Below are 18420 nucleotides of genomic sequence, written 5' to 3'. Positions count from 1 at the left end.
CATTAGTTCAATGCCTCTCGAATTCGAGCCATGGCCTTTTCTACATTTTCCAGGCTGTTGAAGGCACTGATGCGGATAAAACCGTTTCCGCAGGAGCCGAAACCGGCCCCCGGGGTGCAGACGACTCCCGCCTTGGTGAGAAGCAGGTCGAAAAATTCCCAGGAGTCGCATTTTCCGTTGATCCAGATGTACGGGGAGTTGTCACCCCCCACCAGCTCGTAACCCAGGGCGGCCATCTCTTTGCGGATGATGGCAGCGTTGTTCAGGTAGTAGTCCACCAGCCCCTTGACCTGGGCCTTGCCTTCTTCGGAATAGACGGCGGCCGCTGCCTTCTGGACGGGGTAGGAGACCCCGTTGAACTTGGTGCAGTGGCGGCGGTTCCAGAGGGCGTGGACTGAATGGGCGTTTCCGTCGGCGTCCCAGGCCTTGAGCTCTTTGGGAACCACGGTAAAGGCACACCGGGTGCCGGTGAACCCTGCGGTCTTGGAGAAGCTGCGGAATTCAATGGCCACCTCTTTGGCACCTTCCACTTCATAAATGGAGCGGGGAAGGCTCTCGTCGGTGACAAAGGCTTCGTAGGCGGCATCATAAAGGATGATGGCGCGGTTTTCCTTTGCGTAATCCACCCAGGCCTTGAGCTGCTCTTTGGTGATGGTGGTGCCGGTGGGGTTGTTGGGGAAGCAGAGGTAGATGAGGTCCACGGGCTTTTCGGGGAGGGCGGGGATAAAGCCGTTTTCTTCCCTGCAGTCGAGGTAGACCACCCCTTCGTAGCGGCCGTCGTTGTTGGCGCCGGTGCGGCCGGCCATGACGTTGGTGTCCAGGTACACCGGGTAGACGGGGTCGGGGATGGCAATGGTTGCGTCCCCTGAGAAGATCTCCTGGATGTTGCCGGTGTCGCACTTGGCCCCGTCGCTTACAAAGATTTCATCGGGGGAGATGTCGGCACCCCGGCTCTTGAAATCGTTTTCGGCGATGGCGTCGCGGAGGAAGGCGTACCCCTGCTCCGGGCCGTAACCATGGAAACCGGCTTCGGTGGCCATGTCGTCCACGGCCTTGTGAAAGGCCTCCACACAGGCGGTGGGAAGGGCGCGGGTTACATCCCCGATGCCGAGTTTGATGACATCCTTTTCAGGGTGTGCCTCCTGAAAGGCGGAGACGCGCTTGGCGATATCCGAGAAGAGGTAGGACGCTTTGAGTTTGGTGTAGTGCTCGTTTATTCGAATCATGGTGTCGTCTCCCTGTAAAACCATTTGATATCACAATGTCGGTCGTCACTGGGGGACGAGCATTGTGGGGGTATTGAAAACGCTCGGAACAGACGGCCGTGGGGATACCCCTTTTTGAGACCCGTGGGCGGGATGTCCTGGAGGCGGCTTGCCGGTGATCGAAATGTCTCCTGATCACTCAAGTCGCGGAATTATAGAATATTGTTCTTTGGGTGTCAAATACTTGTCAATGGCCGGAATGGGTAATTGTCGGCGATAATGGGCCCGCCTGACGCCTGTGTCCGATTGCCGGCCTGTTTGCGTGGTAGGTATAAGGTCTCGTTTGCATGAAGAAAATTCGGCGGCAGGGCGCGGGGCTGTGGTGTCGCGGATTCGGGCTGTGGCATCGCGATATGTCGGGTATGACGGCGATATGGAAGTCAATGTTACCATGGAGGGAATGGCGGTGTGGCCCGATTTCCTATTTTTGTTCGCCTTTTGGCCCGTTTTTCCGAATCGGTGCCTTGCCGGGCCGGGGTTTTGACAACCACAGGGAAACATGGCACCATGCCCTGCCCGGTGACAGACCGCCGATGGGCGGCTCTTATCCCCTGGCACGAACCGCAACCACAGGAGTCATGAGACGTGAACATTTCCCTTGAACAGATGGTGAGCATCTCCCGGCTTAACGGAGGCATGGTGCTTGCCGATGTGGACATTGCCGCCTTTATGGGGGGCTTTCTACCCGAATTTCCCGCGGGCAAGCGGGGGCTTCCCGGCGTGGATCTCATGGCGGTGCCAGGCCTTGAGGCGCTGTTCACGGCAGCGGAGACCGAGCGTGCGTCAGGCTTTCGCGTGTTGAAAAAACAGGCGGAGTGGCTGTGCGGCCGCCTGGCCGTGAAGCAGGCCGTGGCCGAGGTCCTTGGTGTGTCGCCCCGGGGCGTGACCGTGGATACCGAGCCCGAAGGGGCCCCTTTTCTTGCCGGGAACAAGGCCACCCCCATCTCCATCAGTCACTCAGGAGACCATGCCGTGGCCGTGGTCTCCACCCGAAAAGGCTGCCGCGTGGCCGTGGACCTGGAACAGGTGGAGGCAGGACGGATGCCCCACGTGGCCCGGGTGGCCTTTACCCCCCGGGAGATCGCAGAGCTTGACGGGGCCTCGGATGCCGAATGGTACCGGCGCTGGACCCTCAAGGAGGCGTACCTTAAATACATCGCCAAGGGCTTTCACGAGAGCCTTAAAAAGGTGGAGATTCTAAATCGCGGCATCTGCCACAACGGCGAGGCGGTGGCGGGCATCGCCTGGGAAACGCCCGAGTTCCGAGAAGGCTATCAACTCAGCGTGGTCTGGCAGAGGTAAGGACCGGGGCAAATGTAAACATAGAAAAAGCGATGCCTTCGGCGGCAAGGTGAGCCACCTTGAAAGCGCATTGCCGCTGTGATTTAACCCTTGTTCCCCGGGTCAAATCATAGCGGCATTTTTTTTGAAACTTGTGGATTTGCTTTTTGTGCGACCTGTATGTGCGCCTCATCGCATGAGGGCTGTCGGGCAAACCAAAACGGGCCACCAGCGATTCGTCGGAATCGGTGGTGGCCCGTTTTTGTTTGGGGGCGCCTGAGTCACGTGTTTACCGGATGCAGAGGCTCCAGGTGAGGGCCAGGATCCCTGCCAGGACGAGGTGGCTTTCGATGAGGAGCTCAAGCTGCACCCCTGCCAGGACCAAGTGATTCTGATAGGCGATGAGCAGGACGAACATCAGCACGGGACAGACCCAGAGGATGAGGCCCAGGCTTGAGAAGATACCGAAGGCGCTGGTGACCGGCAGCATCACGGCCAGGGTGACGAGAAGGTTTTTTAGGAGCCGTATGGTCTTTTTGTCGCCCAGGATGATGGGAAAGGTCTCCTGGCCCACGATGCGGTCCCCCTGCATGTCGAGGATATCGAAGAAGACCGTCCTGGCAAAGACCATGCCGCAGGCCAGGACCAGGGCCGGAAGTGTGGAGAGGGCAAAGCCGTTTGCGCTGGTGAGGGCCGGGAGCAGGGCGGTGACCGTGCCCCATGCCAGGGTGATGAGGATGGTTTTTGAGCCGGGGATGTCCCGCAGGCACCGGTATCGGCCCTCAAAAAAACGTTTGGGGATCACCGGGGCGTTGTAGGAGAGCCCGGCCAGGCTCATGGTAAGCAGCACGAGAAAGGCAAAGAGGCCCTGGCTGTAGGCCAGCAGCAGGCCCACGCCGCCGCCGGTGAAGGCAAATCCCGCCAGGGGCCACTTGTTCCGGTCGTAAAAATCGGCCCGCTCCGGGTCGTTGTACCGGTCCGAGGAGATGGCCGTGAGGTGGTTGAAAATGTGCATGGACAGGACGTAGAGCATGGCAACGGCCGCAGAGACCAGCCAGCCGTCGATGCCCTGGAGCATGGAGCAGGCGTAGGAGAGAAAGGCCGCGCCCAGGGCCAGGTAGGCGTTGCTGCGCAGCAGGGCCATTTTAAGGGCGGACACCGGGATGCCGAAGAAGGCCTTTTCGCTGGCCGTGCCGCTTTCGATGAACCGGTAGACCTTGTTGATGATCCAGTTGGGGGTGGAGGCACCGGCCGTGATGGCAACGGATTTCAAGTTTTTGAGCTGGTCGATGTCCAGCTCGTCGGTGTCCTCGATATGAAAGGTGAGTTTCCCTGATTCACGGGCCAGCTCGGCCAGGCGCTGGGTGTTGCCGCTGCTTTTTCCGCCCACCACCACCACGGCGTCAACGTTTTGGGCGATGGCCAGGATGTCTGCCTGCCTCTTTTCCGTGGAGTCGCAGATGGTGTCGAAGGTGAGGTAGTGGGGATGGGTCCGTCCGACCCAGGCTTTGACCTCGTTGTAAAAGTGGACGCTCTGGGTGGTCTGGGCCACGAGGATGGCGTTTTCAAAATCGGGAAGGGCCTTGGCTTCCTCAAGGGTCTCCACCACATGGCCCAGGCCGTAGGCGTAGCCGTTGAGCCCGATGACTTCGGGGTGGTCCCGGTCGCCGATGATGATGGCGTGGTGGCCTTTTTTGGCGTAGCGGTGGATGATGCGCTGGACCTTGATCACCCGGGGACAGGTGGAGTCAATGACGGAAAACCCCGCGTCTTTCAGGGCCTCTTTGGACTCGGGCGGGACCCCGTGGGCGCGGATCACCACGGTGCCTTCCCCTGTCTCGGGGATATCGGAGATGGCCGGGACTCCCTTGCCCTTTAACAGGTCCAGGACCTGGGGGTTGTGGATCAGGGGGCCGTAGGTGCAGATGGGGCCGTCCTGGCCGTTGGACGCGTCCAGGGCCGTTTCCACGGCCCTGCGGACGCCCATGCAAAAACCGGCGGTGCGGGCGATGATAATTTTCATTTATGCAGGTTCCAGAAGGGTGAGGAGTCGGTTGAAATCCTCATCTCCGTAAAATTCGATTTCAAGTCGTCCCTTTTTTCCCCGCTTGCTGATCTGGACCCGGTTGCCGAACCGGTGGCTCAGGCGCTCGGCAATGGTGTCGAGCTGAAGTTGGTACGCGGAAGGGACCTCGGGCTCTTTTTCATGGGTTTTGCTGTCGGCCTTGAGACGGCGTACCAGCTCCTCGGTTTGCCTGACGGAGAGGGCTTTTTCAAGGACGGTGCGAAAGGCCTCTTTCTGGGTGAGGGGGTTGTCCGTGCCCAGAAGGGCCCGGGCGTGGCCCATGCTGAGGCGGCCGTCCCGGATGCAGGCCTTGATCTCCGGGGGGAGCTGGCGAAGGCGAAGGAAGTTGGCAACAGCCGGGCGGCTTTTGCCCACCTTGGCGGCCATCTCTTCCTGGGTGAGGGAGAAGAGCTCCATGAGGCGGTGATAGGCGTCGGCCTCTTCGATGGGGTTTAAGTTTTCGCGTTGGATGTTCTCCACGATGGCCAGCTCCAGGAGCTTGGCATCGGAGACTTCGCGGACCACCACGGGCACTGTTTCAAGCTCTGCAAGCCTTGCGGCGCGCAGGCGCCTCTCTCCGGCCACCAGTTCATAGGCACCGGATTCCGCGGCACGGACCACCAGGGGCTGGATGATGCCTTGCTCCCGGATGGAGTCGGCAAGCTCTGAGAGCTCTTCATCGGAAAAGGTGTGCCGGGGCTGGTACCGGTTGGGGCTGATGCGGTGGATGTCGCAGCGAAAAAATTCCTGGGACGATTCCGTGGACGCGTCAAGTTGCAGGCTGCTTTCCGGGATCAGGGCGGAGAGTCCCCGGCCCAGGCCCTTTTTTTTTCGTGATTTGGCGGTTGTGGTCATGGCTTTTTGGTCACCGTCTCTCTTGGTGAAGGTTATGGGTCCTGCTGCGGCGTTGTGCAGCAGGGCCTGCTCAAGGCCCCGGTCAAAAAGGCGGGCAAGGTCCGGCATGGGGCCTTGCCGCAATCGGGTGCCATGTGTCTGAAATGGTGGACGGGGCGTTCCGTCCGACGGGTCCGGCCATGGGCCGGCGGTGGAAGGGCGCTTTCGTGACGGTTCATGGTGCCACACACATCACGTCAAGGCGTCTCGGGAAGCGTCGGTGCTTACGGTGTCATCACCGCTCGACCACCTCTTTGGCCAGGGCCATGTAACTCTTGGCTCCCACGGAGGAGGGGTCGTACAGAAAGATGGGTTCGCCGTAACTCGGCGCTTCGGAGAGCCGGACGCTCCGCGGGATACGTGTGGTGAAGACCAGGTCGTTGAAGTGTTTCTCAGCTTCCTCCGCCACCTGAAAGGAGAGGTTGGTGCGGCGGTCGAACATGGTGAGAAGGATCCCGCTGATGCGAAGGCGCGGATTCAAGCTGGCCTTGATGCGTTTCACCGTGTCGATGAGCTGTGTGAGCCCTTCCAGGGCATAAAATTCACTCTGCAGGGGCACCAGAATGGAGTCGGCAGACGCCATGGCGTTGAGGGTGAGCAGGCTCAAGGAGGGGGGGCAGTCGATGACGATGTAATCAAAGGCCTCTTTCACCTCGTCCAAAAGCTCGCGCATCACCAGCTCCCGGCCGTCATGGGCCATCATCTCCACCTCGAAGCCGATGAGCTCCACCCGGGCCGGAATAACGGAAAGTCCTTCCACGGCCGTGGTGTGAACCAGTTCCATGGCGTCGACGTCACCGATGAGCCCGTGGTAAAGGTTTTGCCGGAGGGCTGTTTTGTCGATTCCGATGCCGGTGGTGGCATTGGCCTGGGGGTCGCAGTCCACAAGGAGAGTGCGTTTCCCGATCTTGGCCAAGGCCGTCGCCAGGTTGATGGATGTGGTGGTTTTACCCACGCCGCCTTTCTGGTTTGCTATGCAGATAATCTGTGCCATGGTCGAGGAGATTAGCATAAAAAAGGGGTTTTGCAAAGAAAATGAGCAAAAAACGGTTGCGCAGGTATTGCTTGTATAATTGGGGTGTTAGTTCCTTGTGGGGTGGGCGCGGCTGACCTGCGGGGTCTTGCCGTGTGGCCCCGGGGGCCGGTTGTGGGGCGGTGGGGGGTGTGCTAAAGTAAGCTGGCTGTGGTGTGGGCCGGGGTCGAAGGATCGCCGGTGTGCACTGCATCACAGACAGGGCGCATGGCGCAAGGTATGACATTTTAAAGGAAACCTGCCGCGGATGACTGGCCCCGACGGGGCCTTCCGGCCGGCATGGAACGAGCGCAATGTGAGGTGTGCATGAAAAAACGAAGACGACCGTTTATACGGGCTGTCTCCATGGCGATAATGTGTGTGTTTCTCTGCGGTCAGGTGGCCTCGGCCATCACCATTCGCGAGGAGAGCGAAGTGGCCGGAGAATTTATCCGGATGATACGTGCCCAGTATCCTATTGTGGATGATCCCGTGGTCAACGACTACATCAACACCTTGGGGAACCGCATTCTCTCGGCTTTTCCGGAGCAGCACTTCAAGTACCATTTTTATGTGGTGCAAAGCGACGTGTACAATGCCTTTGCAGGGCCCGGGGGGCACGTGTTCTTTCACAGCGGGCTGATCCAGGGCCTCCCCTCGGAAGAGTCCCTGGCGGGCATCGTGGCCCACGAAATCTCCCATGTCTACAGCCGGCATATTTCCGATCGCATCGAGCGCTCCAAGAAGATCGGCCTGGGAACCCTGGCCGGTGTGGCAGCCGGTATCCTCGTGGGGGTGGCCGGGGGGAATTCCGAGGCCGCCGGAGCCCTGACCCTGGGGTCCCTGGCGGGCTCCCAGAGCGCTGCCCTTGCCTACAGCCGTGAGGACGAAATGCAGGCCGACCAGGTGGGCATGACGTATATGATGGAGGCCGGTTACGGGGGCGAAGAGATGCTGACGGCCCTTAAGACCATCCGCTCCAAGCAGTGGTTCGGGCCCTCCGAGATCCCCACCTACCTCACCACCCACCCCGCCCTGGAGGACCGGCTTGTCTATATCGGCAACTGGATCGAGGCTCATAAAGAGGAACTCGACGCCCGAAGGAAGGTCATCGACCAGTCGGAGTTTCTGAAGATCAAGGCGCGGCTCACGGCTCTGTACACCCCGGTGGACCAGGCGGAAGAACGGTTTCTCAACGCCATGGAACGGGGAGATGCCCCCTTGTACACCGAATACGGCCTGGCCCTTCTCATGGATCGCATGGGGAAATACGACAAGGCAGCCGCTCACATGCGGCGGGTCCTTGAAAAACGAGCCTTTGACAAGGATGCCCTCAAGGGGCTGGGTTGGATCTATTTTCATCAGGGCAAGCTTGCGGAGTCCCGCCGCCTGCTGGAGGGCGCCCTGAGCATGGATCCCGATGATTTTGAAAGCAACCTCTGGATGGGGCGCCTCCTTATTGAAGAGGGGGACCACGACGGGGCGGTGGACCGCCTCCTGCCCCTGGCAAGGGATTACGGTCCCGGGGCCCGGGCCCATTACGACCTGGGCAATGCCTATGCCAAACTGGGCAAAGCCTATGAGTCCGCCTACCACCTCGGCCTCTCCTATCGGGCTTCAGGGGATCTTCGCAACGCCGTGTTCCAGCTGAAGCGCGCAAAGGAGATGGCGCCTGACGACGTCTCCCGCAAGGAAGTGGAAAAGGCCCTTGTGTCGATTACGGGCAAGAAAAAGAAGAAGAAAGAGAAGGCCGAGGAGCCGGTGCCTGATGAAGAAGGAGAAAAGGCGAAAGGTTAAAAGCGAAGTAACGATTCAGCTGAAACAAGCCTCCGGCGGCACTGCCGGGGGCAAGTTTTTGAAACGTTTGACAAACAGGTTTTAACGGCATAACTCAATTGTACGATGAGCCACATACGGATGTGCTTTGACCCGAGGAACGAGGGGCGAAGCGCATTCGTAACCAGCTTTTCTGAGCTGAATGGAACCAAAAGCAAAAGGGCCGCTTTCCCATGGGGAAGCGGCCCTTTTTATTTTATGCGGGTGGGTGCCGTGTGGCGACCCGTTATTTGTCCACGGCGCGGTCGAAGTGGGAGAACTTCATGGTGAAGTTACCCCGGCCCTGTGTGGCGGAGCGAAGGGCGGTGGAGTAGCCGAACATCCGGGACAGAGCCACGGCCGCGTTGATCTCCTGGATGCCCGCGTTGGGGTTGATGGCCTCGATCTTGCCGCCACGGGAGTTGAGGTCGCCGATGACTTCGCCCATGAAGTCGTCGGGGACAAAGACCTCAACGGCCATCACCGGCTCCAGGAGGAAGGGGGCTCCGTTTGACAGGGCCTCTCGCATGGCCATGGAGGCGCTGACGGAGAAGGCCAGCTCGGTGGCGTGTCCTTCCCGCGTGTCGACCCCTGTGACCGTGGCTTCCACGTCCACCACGGGGTAGCCCAGAAGGGTCCCGCTGTCCAGGGCGTCCATGACGCCTTTTTCGATGGCGGCACTGAACTGGGGTTGCAGCTCCTCTTCGGTGAGGGTGCTGACAAACCGGTTGCCTTCGCCCAGGGAGAGGGGCTTGAGGGTGAGGGAGACCTGGCCGTAGTGGTTCTGGCCCGCCATCTCACGGTCGAAGGTTGCCGTGGCAGAGGATTCGTTGGTGATGCTTTCGCGGTAGACCACCTGGGGTTTGCCCACGTTGACGTCGGTGTTGAACTCACGCTGCATGCGGCTGATGATGATCTCCAGGTGCAGCTCGCCCATGCCGGAGAGGATGGTCTGGCCGGTGTCCTCGTCGGTGCGGACCTTAAGGGTCGGGTCCTCGGTGGTGAACTTGGCCAGGACCGTGTCCAGTTTGTCCTGGTCGGCGTGGGTCTTGGGCTCCACGGCGATGGAGATAACCGGCTCGTAGGTGTCGATACGTTCCAGGATGACCTGGTTGTCGGCGTTGCAGAGGGTGTCCCCGGTGGAGGTGTCCTTGAGGCCCACGATGCCCACGATGCTTCCCGGGCCGGCCTCGGTGACGCGCTCTTTTCTGTTGGCGTGCATCTGGAGGATACGGGAGAGCTTCTCTTTCTTTTTCAAGAGGGGGTTGTAGACCTCGCTGCCGGCGATGAGCTTGCCGCTGTAGATCCGGGCAAAGGAGAGCTTACGTCCCTCGATCATGGAAACCTTGAAAACCAGTGCGGAGAGGGGCTCTTTGACCTTCTGCTCAAAGGTGACAGTCTCACCGGTGGTGGGGTTGATGCCGTGGGCGGACGGGATGTCCACGGGGCTGGGCAGGTAGTCGCAGATGGCGTCGAGCAGGGGCTGGATGCCTTTGTTCCGGAGGGCCGTGCCGCAGAGGACGGGGACGATGGACAGATCGATGGTCCCTTTGCGCAGGGCTGCCTTGATCTGATCATTGGTGACGGTCTCTTCGGCCAGGTAGGCCTCCATGATCTCTTCGTCTACGTCCGAGAGGGCCTCGATCATGGCATCCCGGGCGGCTTCGGCATCGTCGACCATGGCCTCGGGGATGGGGCCGGTTTCGAACTCCGCACCCAGGGAGTCGTCGTTCCAGGCGATCATCTGCATGCCGATGAGGTCGATGACGCCCTGGAAGGACTCTTCGGCCCCTACGGGGAGCTGAATGATCACGGGGTTGGCGCCCAGTTTCTCCTGGATGGCGGTCACCGCACCGTTAAAGTCGGCACCGATGCGGTCCAGCTTGTTGATGAAGGCGATGCGGGGGACATTGTATTTGTCGGCCTGGCGCCAGACTGTCTCGGACTGGGGCTGAACCCCGCCCACGGCGCAGAAGACGCCGATGGCACCGTCCAGAACGCGCAGGGAGCGCTCCACCTCAATGGTGAAGTCCACGTGGCCGGGGGTGTCGATGATCTGGATCTGCTTGTTTTTCCACTGGCAGGTGGTAACCGCCGAGGTGATGGTGATGCCGCGTTCCTGCTCGTCGGTCATCCAGTCCATGGTGGCTTCGCCGTCGTGGACTTCGCCGATCTTGTGGGACCGTCCGGTATAATAGAGAACGCGCTCGGTCACGGTGGTTTTTCCCGCATCGATGTGGGCCATGATGCCGATGTTTCGTATCTGTTCGATTTTGGTCTTTTTCATGTCTGCGTGTTTTTCCTGATGGCCTCGAAAAAAGTCAGGCAAGGGGTGGTGGGGTTCACCATCGATGCGATCGATCACCAGCTCGCCCCGGTCGAATGTTCCAGGGCACCTGTGATGTCGACTTTTTTTTCGATCTTTTTTTGTAAGCGGAACGGGGGCTACCCGGGGTCCGTCAATTTATGCCTTAATTTATGGTGTCACAGCCGGGTCTCCGGAACGGGTCGTGGGGCTGTTACGTGTCGTGTGTCGGGTTTTCGGTGCATCCCCTTAGCCGGTTTTGCTATCTCACCAGGAGCATGTCGGGGGTGAGGGGTTCGGAGATGTCGATGTGCCCGGAGAGGGTCTCTGCCCGCTGGCCCTCAATGAGAATCCGTACGGCATCGATCTCCGGGATGTTCACCGAAAGGGAGTTGACCACCGAATAGACGGTGAGCAGCTCGGAGGCAGCTCCGCGGGGTTCCCCCCGGATTTCCCGGGAAAAGTCCACCACCGCCACCTTGGGTTCGGTGATGTACAGGGCCCGCAGGCGGGTCTCCGCCGGCAGGGTCCGGGCGCTGCCTCGGTCAGGGCCGTCGATGAGGGCGGCCATGATCTTCTGGCTCAGCTGCCAGGGGTCCTTTGCTGTAGAAACGGTGCGTTCCTCGGAGGTGAGGAACCGGCCGTCCCGCTCTGCAAAGTAGAGGAAAAAACTCTCCTCTTCGATGCGGCTTGAGTGTCTGGCCGGAACGGTGGTGCGGTCAGTCTCCCGGGGTGCGGCATCGGGGCCCGACCACAGGGAAAACAGGACCACGATGACCAGCGTGGCGGCGCCCGCAGCAAGAAATACCCCGGTTTGTCCTTTTCCGTTTTCCGTCATGGTGAAAAAAAGGTCCCTTTGCATGGCACAGATGCCGTGCCCCTTGTGTCTCTAAGGTGCATCCGTCGGCGGCAATGATCACCTGACGGGGTGGGCGGAATCCTTGCCCGGATGCCGAGTGTCCCGGGCCGTTTGCGGTGGCGGGGAAACTGGGCGGGGGGGATGCCGCTGTGAGCCAGCAAAATTTAGGCTATAATGAAAAGGTTGTCAAGAAAGAGGCATCGGATTGCCCCTGTATTCACATATTTTAGTCGATACACGGCCATGCCCTGCTTTTAGCCTCCCCGGTGCCGGGACCGCATCGGGGGAACGGGGACACGGGTCCAGGTGGTTTTTCCGGGTTTTTTCGGGCGAAAAGGGGGTGGAACCCCCTTTTTTTTCGGTCGTCGTTGTTATTTTTCCGTAAACGGGATATATGCCATCATGATGGATGGTTGGGTCTGGATACAGGGGGTTTGAGAAGGGGCATGGAAGAGCAGGTCAGTGCAGAAAAAAGCGACGGGATGAAGCAGGAGTGGGTCAACCTGATTCGGGTGTTTACCTGCCCGGAAGATGAAAAAACACGGGATGTTCTGGTTCACCATATGCGGCAGATCCTGTTTGAACTCCACGATTTTCTGATTCAGAACGTGGGGATCACCGAGGCTGTCAGCTTAAAGGAGATTTCCGACCGGTGCACCGACACGGTGATGAACAGCCTGCCGGAAAAACGCCTGGCCGATGTGGTCAGCGGAGTCTTCGAAGAGATCGCGCCCCACGCCGTGAACGTGGCCTCGCCCTATTTTGTGGGGCACATGACGGCAGCCATTCCCTATTTTATGGTGCATCTCAAAGCCATCGTGGCCGCCCTGAACCAGAACGTGGTCAAACTGGAGACCTCCAAAATGCTCTCCGTGGTGGAGAAGCAGGTGGTGGCCAAGGTGCATCGCATCATCTATCAAAAGGATGAGGCTTTTTACCGGGAGCATGTCCAGAACACCCACACCTCCCTGGGCTCCTTCACCGAAGGGGGCACCACGGCCAACCTCACCGCCCTCTGGGTGGCCCGAAACAGGGCGCTGGGGCCTGTGGGGGCCTTTGAGGGCGTCGAAGTCGAGGGCCTGCCCGCCGCCTATGCCGCCCACAACATCGACCGATGCGTGATCCTTGTCTCCCGAAGGTGCCACTACTCCCTGCGCAAATGCGGGGGGATCCTGGGCATCGGCAACGGCAACATCATCCCTGTTCCGGTGGACAGAACCAACCGCATGCGGGTGGATCGCCTGGCCGAGATGATCGAGGGCTTTAAAAAGGAAGGACGAACCCGGGTGGCCGCCGTGGTGACCGTTGCCGGCACCACCGAGACCGGCAACGTGGACCCCATCCCCGAGATCAGCGCCCTGTGCCGGAAAGAGGGCATTTACCTCCATGCCGACGCGGCCTGGGGTGGCCCCACCCTCATGAGCGAGACCTACGCCCACCTTTTAAAGGGCATCGAACAGGTCGACTCCGTCACCATCGACGGCCACAAGCAGTTTTACATGCCCATGAGTACGGGCATGGTCTTTTTCAAAGATCCCACCAGCCTGGACGCCGTGGCTTATCACGCCAACTACATCATTCGCAAAGGAAGCGTGGACCTGGGCAGCAAGACCCTCTCCGGTTCCCGGGAGGCAAACTGCCTGATTTTGGACAGCGCCTTTAAGATCATGGGCAGCCGGGGATACGGCATGCTCATCGACCACGGCATCGAACTGGCCCGAAGCTTTGCCGAAGAGATTGAGCGTCGGGGCATCTTCCAGCTGGTGACCCGACCGGAGCTCAACATCCTCACCTATCGCGTCTGTCCCGCCCCGTTCCAGGAGGAGATGGCCCAGGCCTCCCCCGAGCGGATCCTTGAACTCAACGAACATTTCAACGAGGTCAACCGAGCCCTTCAGCAGGAACAGAGGGAGGCGGGCAACAGCTTTGTTTCCCGCACCGTCCTTGAACTGGAGACCGTCTTTCCCGGATTTCCCGAAGGCAAGGTCGTGGTGCTGCGAAGCGTCCTCATGAACCCGTTGACCACCATGGATGTCCTTCGTGATATCCTGGACGAACAGGAAGCCCTCTACGCAGACTGGCTCAGGGGTACCTCAACCCGCAAGGGCCGTAATCGGGAAGATGCAATATGATTCTTTTTAAAGAACCCGGAAAAACAAACACCGATGATGTCTTGCGGTGCGTGAAAGAAAAAGGCGAGGCCCTGGGCATCAAAACCTGCGTTCTGGCCACGACCCGAGGGTACACGGCGGAGCGGGCCGCAGAGATCCTTGACGGGTTTGATGTGGTTGCCGTCACCCACTTCACGGGCCTTAAAGGGCCCAATGTCCAGGAGCTGGCCCCGGACACCCGGACGCAGCTCGAAGCCTCCGGCGTAAAGGTCCTCACCTGCGGCCACACCTTTTTCGGCATGGGGCGCGCCGTGCGCCTGCGGTTCAACACCTACCAGGTGGACGAGGTCATTGCAGAAACCTTGAAGCTCTTCGGAGCCGGCCTCAAAGTGGCCGTTGAGGTGAGCCTCATGGCCGCCGACGCCGGTCTCATCCGCACCGGCGAGAACGTTATCTGCGTGGGTGGCTCCGGCAAAGGCGCCGATACCGCCGTGGTCCTGCGCGCCGTGAACACCGCCGATTTCTTCAAGATGAAAATCCGTGAGATCCTCTGCAAACCCTCGTTTGACAACGACGGCGGGGCGTAAGCACAGGTTCCAAATGCTCCGGAGCTAAAGCCCCTCCACATTTGCTTACGGGCTTCGCCCGTGGAAGGCCTCCTCATGAGCTCTGAAGGAAAGGCGAGTGTGATTTTTCCTGAGGAGCCCTTACCGCCGGAGTTCTTCCGGTCAAAGTCAAGCGAATCTCCATAGGGTTTCAAGGTGCCCCACCTTTTGCTGCGGAGGTATCCCTGTTAAATCTGATAAGCCGCGTATCCTCTGACTTCAACGCTTGTATCGTAGCTCGCATAAACCACCAGCGTTCATGTCGGGCGAAGCCCGAGCCGAAGGCCCTTGCGTTTTGGCCCGAGGAACGAGGGACAAAGCGCAAGGGCAGTATGCTTTCGAGGTGGCTCACCTCGCCGCCGGAGGCACGCTTTTTAGAACGGACCGCTTGCTTTATGTTGTTCTTTTGCGGAAGGGGTGGTAGATCGCGTATATGAAAAACACAGAGACACAGACAGTGACGACGCGCATGTTCTGGTGGCGCTCCTGACGGAGCGGCACATGGACTTGTTTTGTATTCATTTGCCGCCGAAGGGCGACGGGTGAATAGACACAAGCGTGTAATCGTCTCCTTCGGTGGGTTTTAAACGTACCTAAGGAGAACACACATGTCTCAGAAAATCCTCACGGGCGATCGCCCCACCGGATCCCTTCATCTCGGCCATTATGTCGGCTCCCTCACGCAGCGCGTCGCGCTGCAGGACACCTCTTCCCAGACCATTCTCATCGCGGACATGCAGGGCCTGACGGACAACGGGCACACCCCTGCCAAGGTCTCCGGCAACATCCTCAACGTGCTGGCCGATTACCTGGCCGTGGGCATTGACCCCGAGCGCACCGTGATCTGCCTTCAGTCGGGGCTGCCTGCCCTGGCCGAGCTCACCATGTACTACGCCAACCTCGTGACGGTCTCCCGTCTCCAGCGAAACCCAACCGTGAAAGCGGAAATTGCCGGCAAGCAGTTCGGTGCGTCCATCCCTGCGGGTTTTCTTTCGTACCCCATCAGCCAGGCCGCAGACATCACGGCGTTTCGGGCGGACCTGGTACCCGTCGGGGATGATCAGCTCCCCATGATTGAATTAACAAATGAGGTTGTCCGCAAGGTCAATCAGGTTGCGGGAAGCGAGGTGCTGGTTGAGTGCCGGCCTCTTCTCAGCAAGGTGTCCCGGCTGCCTGGAGTGGACGGCAAGGCGAAGATGTCCAAGTCCCTGGGCAATGCCATCACCCTGGGCAGCGACGACGCCGAGATCGAGCGCGCCGTGAAGAAGATGTACACCGACCCCAACCATCTGCGCATCGAAGATCCCGGGTCCGTGGAGGGCAACGTGGTCTTCACCTACCTTGACGCCTTTTGCCCGGATGAAGCCCTTGTGACCAGGCTCAAAGAGGACTACCAACGCGGCGGCCTGGCCGACAGCAAGCTGAAATGCCTCCTGACAGAGTGCCTGCAGGGGCTTTTGGCCCCCATCCGCACGCGCAGGGCCCGGTTCCTCTCGGATCCGGCCGGGCTTATGGCGATTCTGCGCACCGGCACGGAGAAAGCGCGGGCAGAAACCGAGGAGACCGCCCGAAAAGTCAAGGCCGCCTTCGGCCTGGATTTTTTCAGCTAGGGCCACGCTGAGTGACTCCTTTCAGAATCAAAGGCGAATGTGATTTTCCCCGAGGAACGAGGGGGAAAACGCATTCGCAACCTGCTTTCGAGGTGGCTCACCTCGCCGCCGGAGGCAGGGCTTTTGGACCGGTTTTAACCATAGAAGGCTTTTTTTACCACTCCACCAGGGTCCCGTCCTCTTTTTCGGCGATGCGGATGTACCGGTAGAGGTCGAAGGTGCCCCCTTCGACGGGGTGGGCGTTTAAAAAGGTTTGGCAGTGCCAGTCGTATTCGTCCCAGAAGTCGGGGCTGGTGCGGCGGACCACGTGGCGCCGGGCCATGAGGTAGTAGGTGACCTCGTCTTTCACCTTGAGGTAGCGGTCCGCCAGGGTGTCCACCTCGTCCACGCCGATGCGTACAAAGGCGTTGGGGTAGCTCCCCACGTGGCCGCGGACGATGCTTAAGGTGTCGTCTTCGGGGCGGCGGCGTCTCTCTTCGCCGAACATGAAGGAATTGTTGCTCAGGGCTTTGTTTTTGATGATGGTGTAGGCCAGGTCGTCATGGTCCGGTGGGGTGACCACGCGGAGAAAGGAGACATCCGGGAACACCTCGGTCTTTTTCCCTTGGATGCCGGTGATGCGGCGCAGGGCTTTTTCTACGGCCTGTCTCTCCGGGGTGTCTCCATCAGAGCTGCAGGTCTTGGTGAGGCAGCGGTTGATAGGGTCGTGTTGCGGGGTGACAGGCCCCACACGGGCCAGCACCTGCTCAAAAAATTCGTTTTTCGGTGTCAGGGTTCGGTAGGTGATGCCTGTTTCGCGGGAGAGGCCCAGCAAGGGGTTTTCGACGTGGTTCTTGAACTCGGCGCTGGTGCCCTGGTACCAGCCGTCGCGCATTTCCTTGCGCAGGTCGCTGGGCATGAAGCTTAAAAAGTTGTTTTCGCCTTCCATGCGGAGAAAGTCCATGTAGAGGCGGGTGACGGCCTGGTGCCCTACGTTGCCGTAGACATCAAAGCCCGCCACGAGCAGGTAGTGGATCCGTTCCAGCAGGGGAAAATCCACTACCCAGGCGGTTTTGGGGACCTGGCCCACCAGGCCCTTGAGGACCGTGGCGCTGTCGAAGTGGCGGAACACGGTGAGCAGGGCGTTGTCGTTGATGCCGCCGTCCCCGTCCCAGATGTGGGTGATGTCGTTGCCGATGTGGTCGGGGTGGAGGCGGTCGATATAGTCGTCTTTGGCCTTGAGGTATTTTTTCTGGTTGCGGGAGTAGGTGAACCAGATGCTGGGGATGTTGAGGGTATTCTCCCGCTCCCCGGGCAGGGCCAGAAGGGGGCTCATCTCCGCGAGGAAGTCGGAGTCGTTGCTGATCATGTCCCTGTCCGGGTCGAAAAAGGCCACAAAGAAGTGATCGTTGATGACGTTCAGCGCCACCTGGCCCCTGCAGACCGGCCCTTTGATAAATCCGTTCACAAAGAAGTGGGCGTCGTCCAGGAGGAATCGGTATCGGGACCGTGCCGGGATCCGGGCAAAGGCTTTCAGGGGATTGGCGGCTGTGTCCGGGGCGTAGGAGGGCAGGCTTGGGACCGTGTAGGCGGGTTTAAAAAAAAGATCGTTGTAGCGCGCCATTTTCGCATCGGACAGGTGGTAGACCGTGTGGTCCTTCACCACCACGGCGGGGGTCTGCTTCAACCGGTAATAAAAGGGGCTGATGCCCGGGTCGTCGTAGGGCCGGACGCTGGGGATCTCCTCCACGGGCTCTCCGGGCGGGGTGACGGAGCGCACCAGGCGGTAGAATTCCCGGTGGGGAAGCCCTTCGAAGTGGAGATGGGCGATGAAGAGGTGTTCGTAGATGTACCGGCTCACCAGCTGCTCCCTTGGGGAGGTGCCGTTGAAAAAGAGCTCCCAGCGGCGGACAATTTCGGTTGCTTCCGGCGAGGTTTTTTTATGCCCCTTGCTGAGCCCTCCGTCGGTGATCCACTTCAAGACGGCGTCATGCTCCTCTTTGGTGAGGCCGGGCAGGGCGTAGGGCATGCCCCACAGGGGGTAGCGCTTCTCAAAGCTGTCGAAGGATTCGCTGGGTTCGCAGTTGTTGGCCTTGGCCAAGGAGAGGTCAAAGGACTGGGGCAGGAGTTCCTCTTCGGGCTGGGGGTTCTTCTTCTTTAAGGCCAGCATCCTTGCCAGGACGGAGTTCTCCCGGTTGACGGCAGGCTCCTGGGTGCACTCGTTGAGCACCGGGTGGAAGCCCTTTTCCCGCCATCCGACGGTGGTGTCTGCGTCGACGAACAGCCGGGTGGGCTCGTCGGCCGTGATGCGGGAGGCGTTGTACACCATGAGCGAGGTGGCGCCCCGGTCCAGCCCTTCAAAGGAGGTGAGCTTCAGCTGGCACGGCGCATCGTAGCAACTGTGGCAGGCGCTGCACCGCTTTTCCAGAATGGGCTGGATGTCTTCATAATAAGTGACCCCTTCCTCCGGCATCCCATCCACCCGGGAGACCACCTGCTCCGGCCCGTATTTGTCGTTGAATACCCTGGCCTGCTGCACGCCGCAGCCGATGAGAAATAGCCCGAAGCACAAGAGTAACACCATCCACTGTTTTCCCATGGTCCCTCCCTGGTGTGAAA

The 18420-nt window shown here is 59.9% G+C and carries 12 protein-coding genes; 5 read left to right on the top strand and 7 right to left on the bottom strand.

All coding sequences use genetic code 11. The features are described from left to right. Nucleotides 1-2: 2 nt before the first annotated feature. Entirely contained in the window at nt 3-1226 is a 1224-nt protein-coding gene (locus BLQ12_RS14860; protein WP_092211447.1) for an LL-diaminopimelate aminotransferase, read from the bottom strand. 624 nt (nt 1227-1850) lie between these two features. Between BLQ12_RS14860 and BLQ12_RS14855 the strand changes: the two genes are divergently transcribed. Beyond that, nucleotides 1851-2567 (top strand): 4'-phosphopantetheinyl transferase family protein, encoded by a 717-nt coding sequence (locus tag BLQ12_RS14855; RefSeq protein ID WP_092211446.1) that lies wholly within the window; start codon nt 1851-1853, stop codon nt 2565-2567. Nucleotides 2568-2835: 268 nt separating this feature from the next. On the opposite strand, the gene ispH is transcribed toward BLQ12_RS14855, so the two are convergent. From ispH to BLQ12_RS14840, 3 genes are all read right to left on the bottom strand, one after another. Next, nucleotides 2836-4569, bottom strand: a complete 1734-nt coding sequence (ispH, locus tag BLQ12_RS14850) for a 4-hydroxy-3-methylbut-2-enyl diphosphate reductase (RefSeq protein ID WP_092211445.1) — start codon at nt 4567-4569, stop codon at nt 2836-2838. Next, entirely contained in the window at nt 4570-5574 is a 1005-nt protein-coding gene (locus BLQ12_RS14845; protein ID WP_254782059.1) for a ParB/RepB/Spo0J family partition protein, read from the bottom strand. A 166-nt stretch (nt 5575-5740) separates the two neighbouring features. After that, nucleotides 5741-6499 carry a ParA family protein gene (locus tag BLQ12_RS14840; protein WP_092211476.1) on the bottom strand — a complete coding sequence of 253 codons (759 nt, stop codon included), beginning with the start codon at nt 6497-6499 and terminating at the stop codon, nt 5741-5743. A gap of 384 nt (nt 6500-6883) precedes the next feature. On the opposite strand from BLQ12_RS14840, the gene BLQ12_RS14835 reads away from it, so the two are divergent. Then, nucleotides 6884-8314 (top strand): M48 family metallopeptidase, encoded by a 1431-nt coding sequence (locus BLQ12_RS14835; protein WP_175469831.1) that lies wholly within the window; start codon nt 6884-6886, stop codon nt 8312-8314. A gap of 265 nt (nt 8315-8579) precedes the next feature. Here BLQ12_RS14835 and fusA read toward each other — a convergent pair whose 3' ends face one another. Both fusA and BLQ12_RS14825 read right to left on the bottom strand, forming a co-directional pair. Then, nucleotides 8580-10619 (bottom strand): elongation factor G, encoded by a 2040-nt coding sequence (fusA, locus tag BLQ12_RS14830; RefSeq protein WP_092211475.1) that lies wholly within the window; start codon nt 10617-10619, stop codon nt 8580-8582. 280 nt (nt 10620-10899) lie between these two features. Continuing rightward, complete coding sequence (locus BLQ12_RS14825; protein ID WP_175469829.1) at nt 10900-11475, bottom strand: GerMN domain-containing protein; 576 nt, start codon at nt 11473-11475, stop codon at nt 10900-10902. A 467-nt stretch (nt 11476-11942) separates the two neighbouring features. On the opposite strand from BLQ12_RS14825, the gene BLQ12_RS14820 reads away from it, so the two are divergent. From BLQ12_RS14820 to trpS, 3 genes are all read left to right on the top strand, one after another. Continuing rightward, nucleotides 11943-13628, top strand: coding sequence for an aminotransferase class V-fold PLP-dependent enzyme (locus tag BLQ12_RS14820; protein ID WP_092211442.1), 1686 nt, complete (start codon nt 11943-11945; stop codon nt 13626-13628). Then, on the top strand, nt 13625-14194 hold the full coding sequence (locus tag BLQ12_RS14815; protein WP_092211441.1) for a pyruvate kinase alpha/beta domain-containing protein: 570 nt from the start codon (nt 13625-13627) through the stop codon (nt 14192-14194). The genes BLQ12_RS14820 and BLQ12_RS14815 overlap by 4 nt, the downstream gene beginning before the upstream one ends. A 626-nt stretch (nt 14195-14820) precedes the next feature. After that, nucleotides 14821-15822, top strand: a complete 1002-nt coding sequence (gene trpS / locus BLQ12_RS14810) for a tryptophan--tRNA ligase (RefSeq protein WP_092211440.1) — start codon at nt 14821-14823, stop codon at nt 15820-15822. A gap of 154 nt (nt 15823-15976) precedes the next feature. Here trpS and BLQ12_RS14805 read toward each other — a convergent pair whose 3' ends face one another. Beyond that, on the bottom strand, nt 15977-18400 hold the full coding sequence (locus BLQ12_RS14805) for a fatty acid cis/trans isomerase (protein WP_217640322.1): 2424 nt from the start codon (nt 18398-18400) through the stop codon (nt 15977-15979). Between the last annotated feature and the right edge of the window lie 20 nt (nt 18401-18420).

Origin of the sequence: Desulfoluna spongiiphila, assembly GCF_900101345.1 — a bacterium.
Lineage (GTDB): Bacteria > Desulfobacterota > Desulfobacteria > Desulfobacterales > Desulfolunaceae > Desulfoluna > Desulfoluna spongiiphila.
The sequence above is the reverse complement of the archived record's forward strand: the minus strand, read 5'-3'. Positions and strand labels throughout refer to the sequence as shown.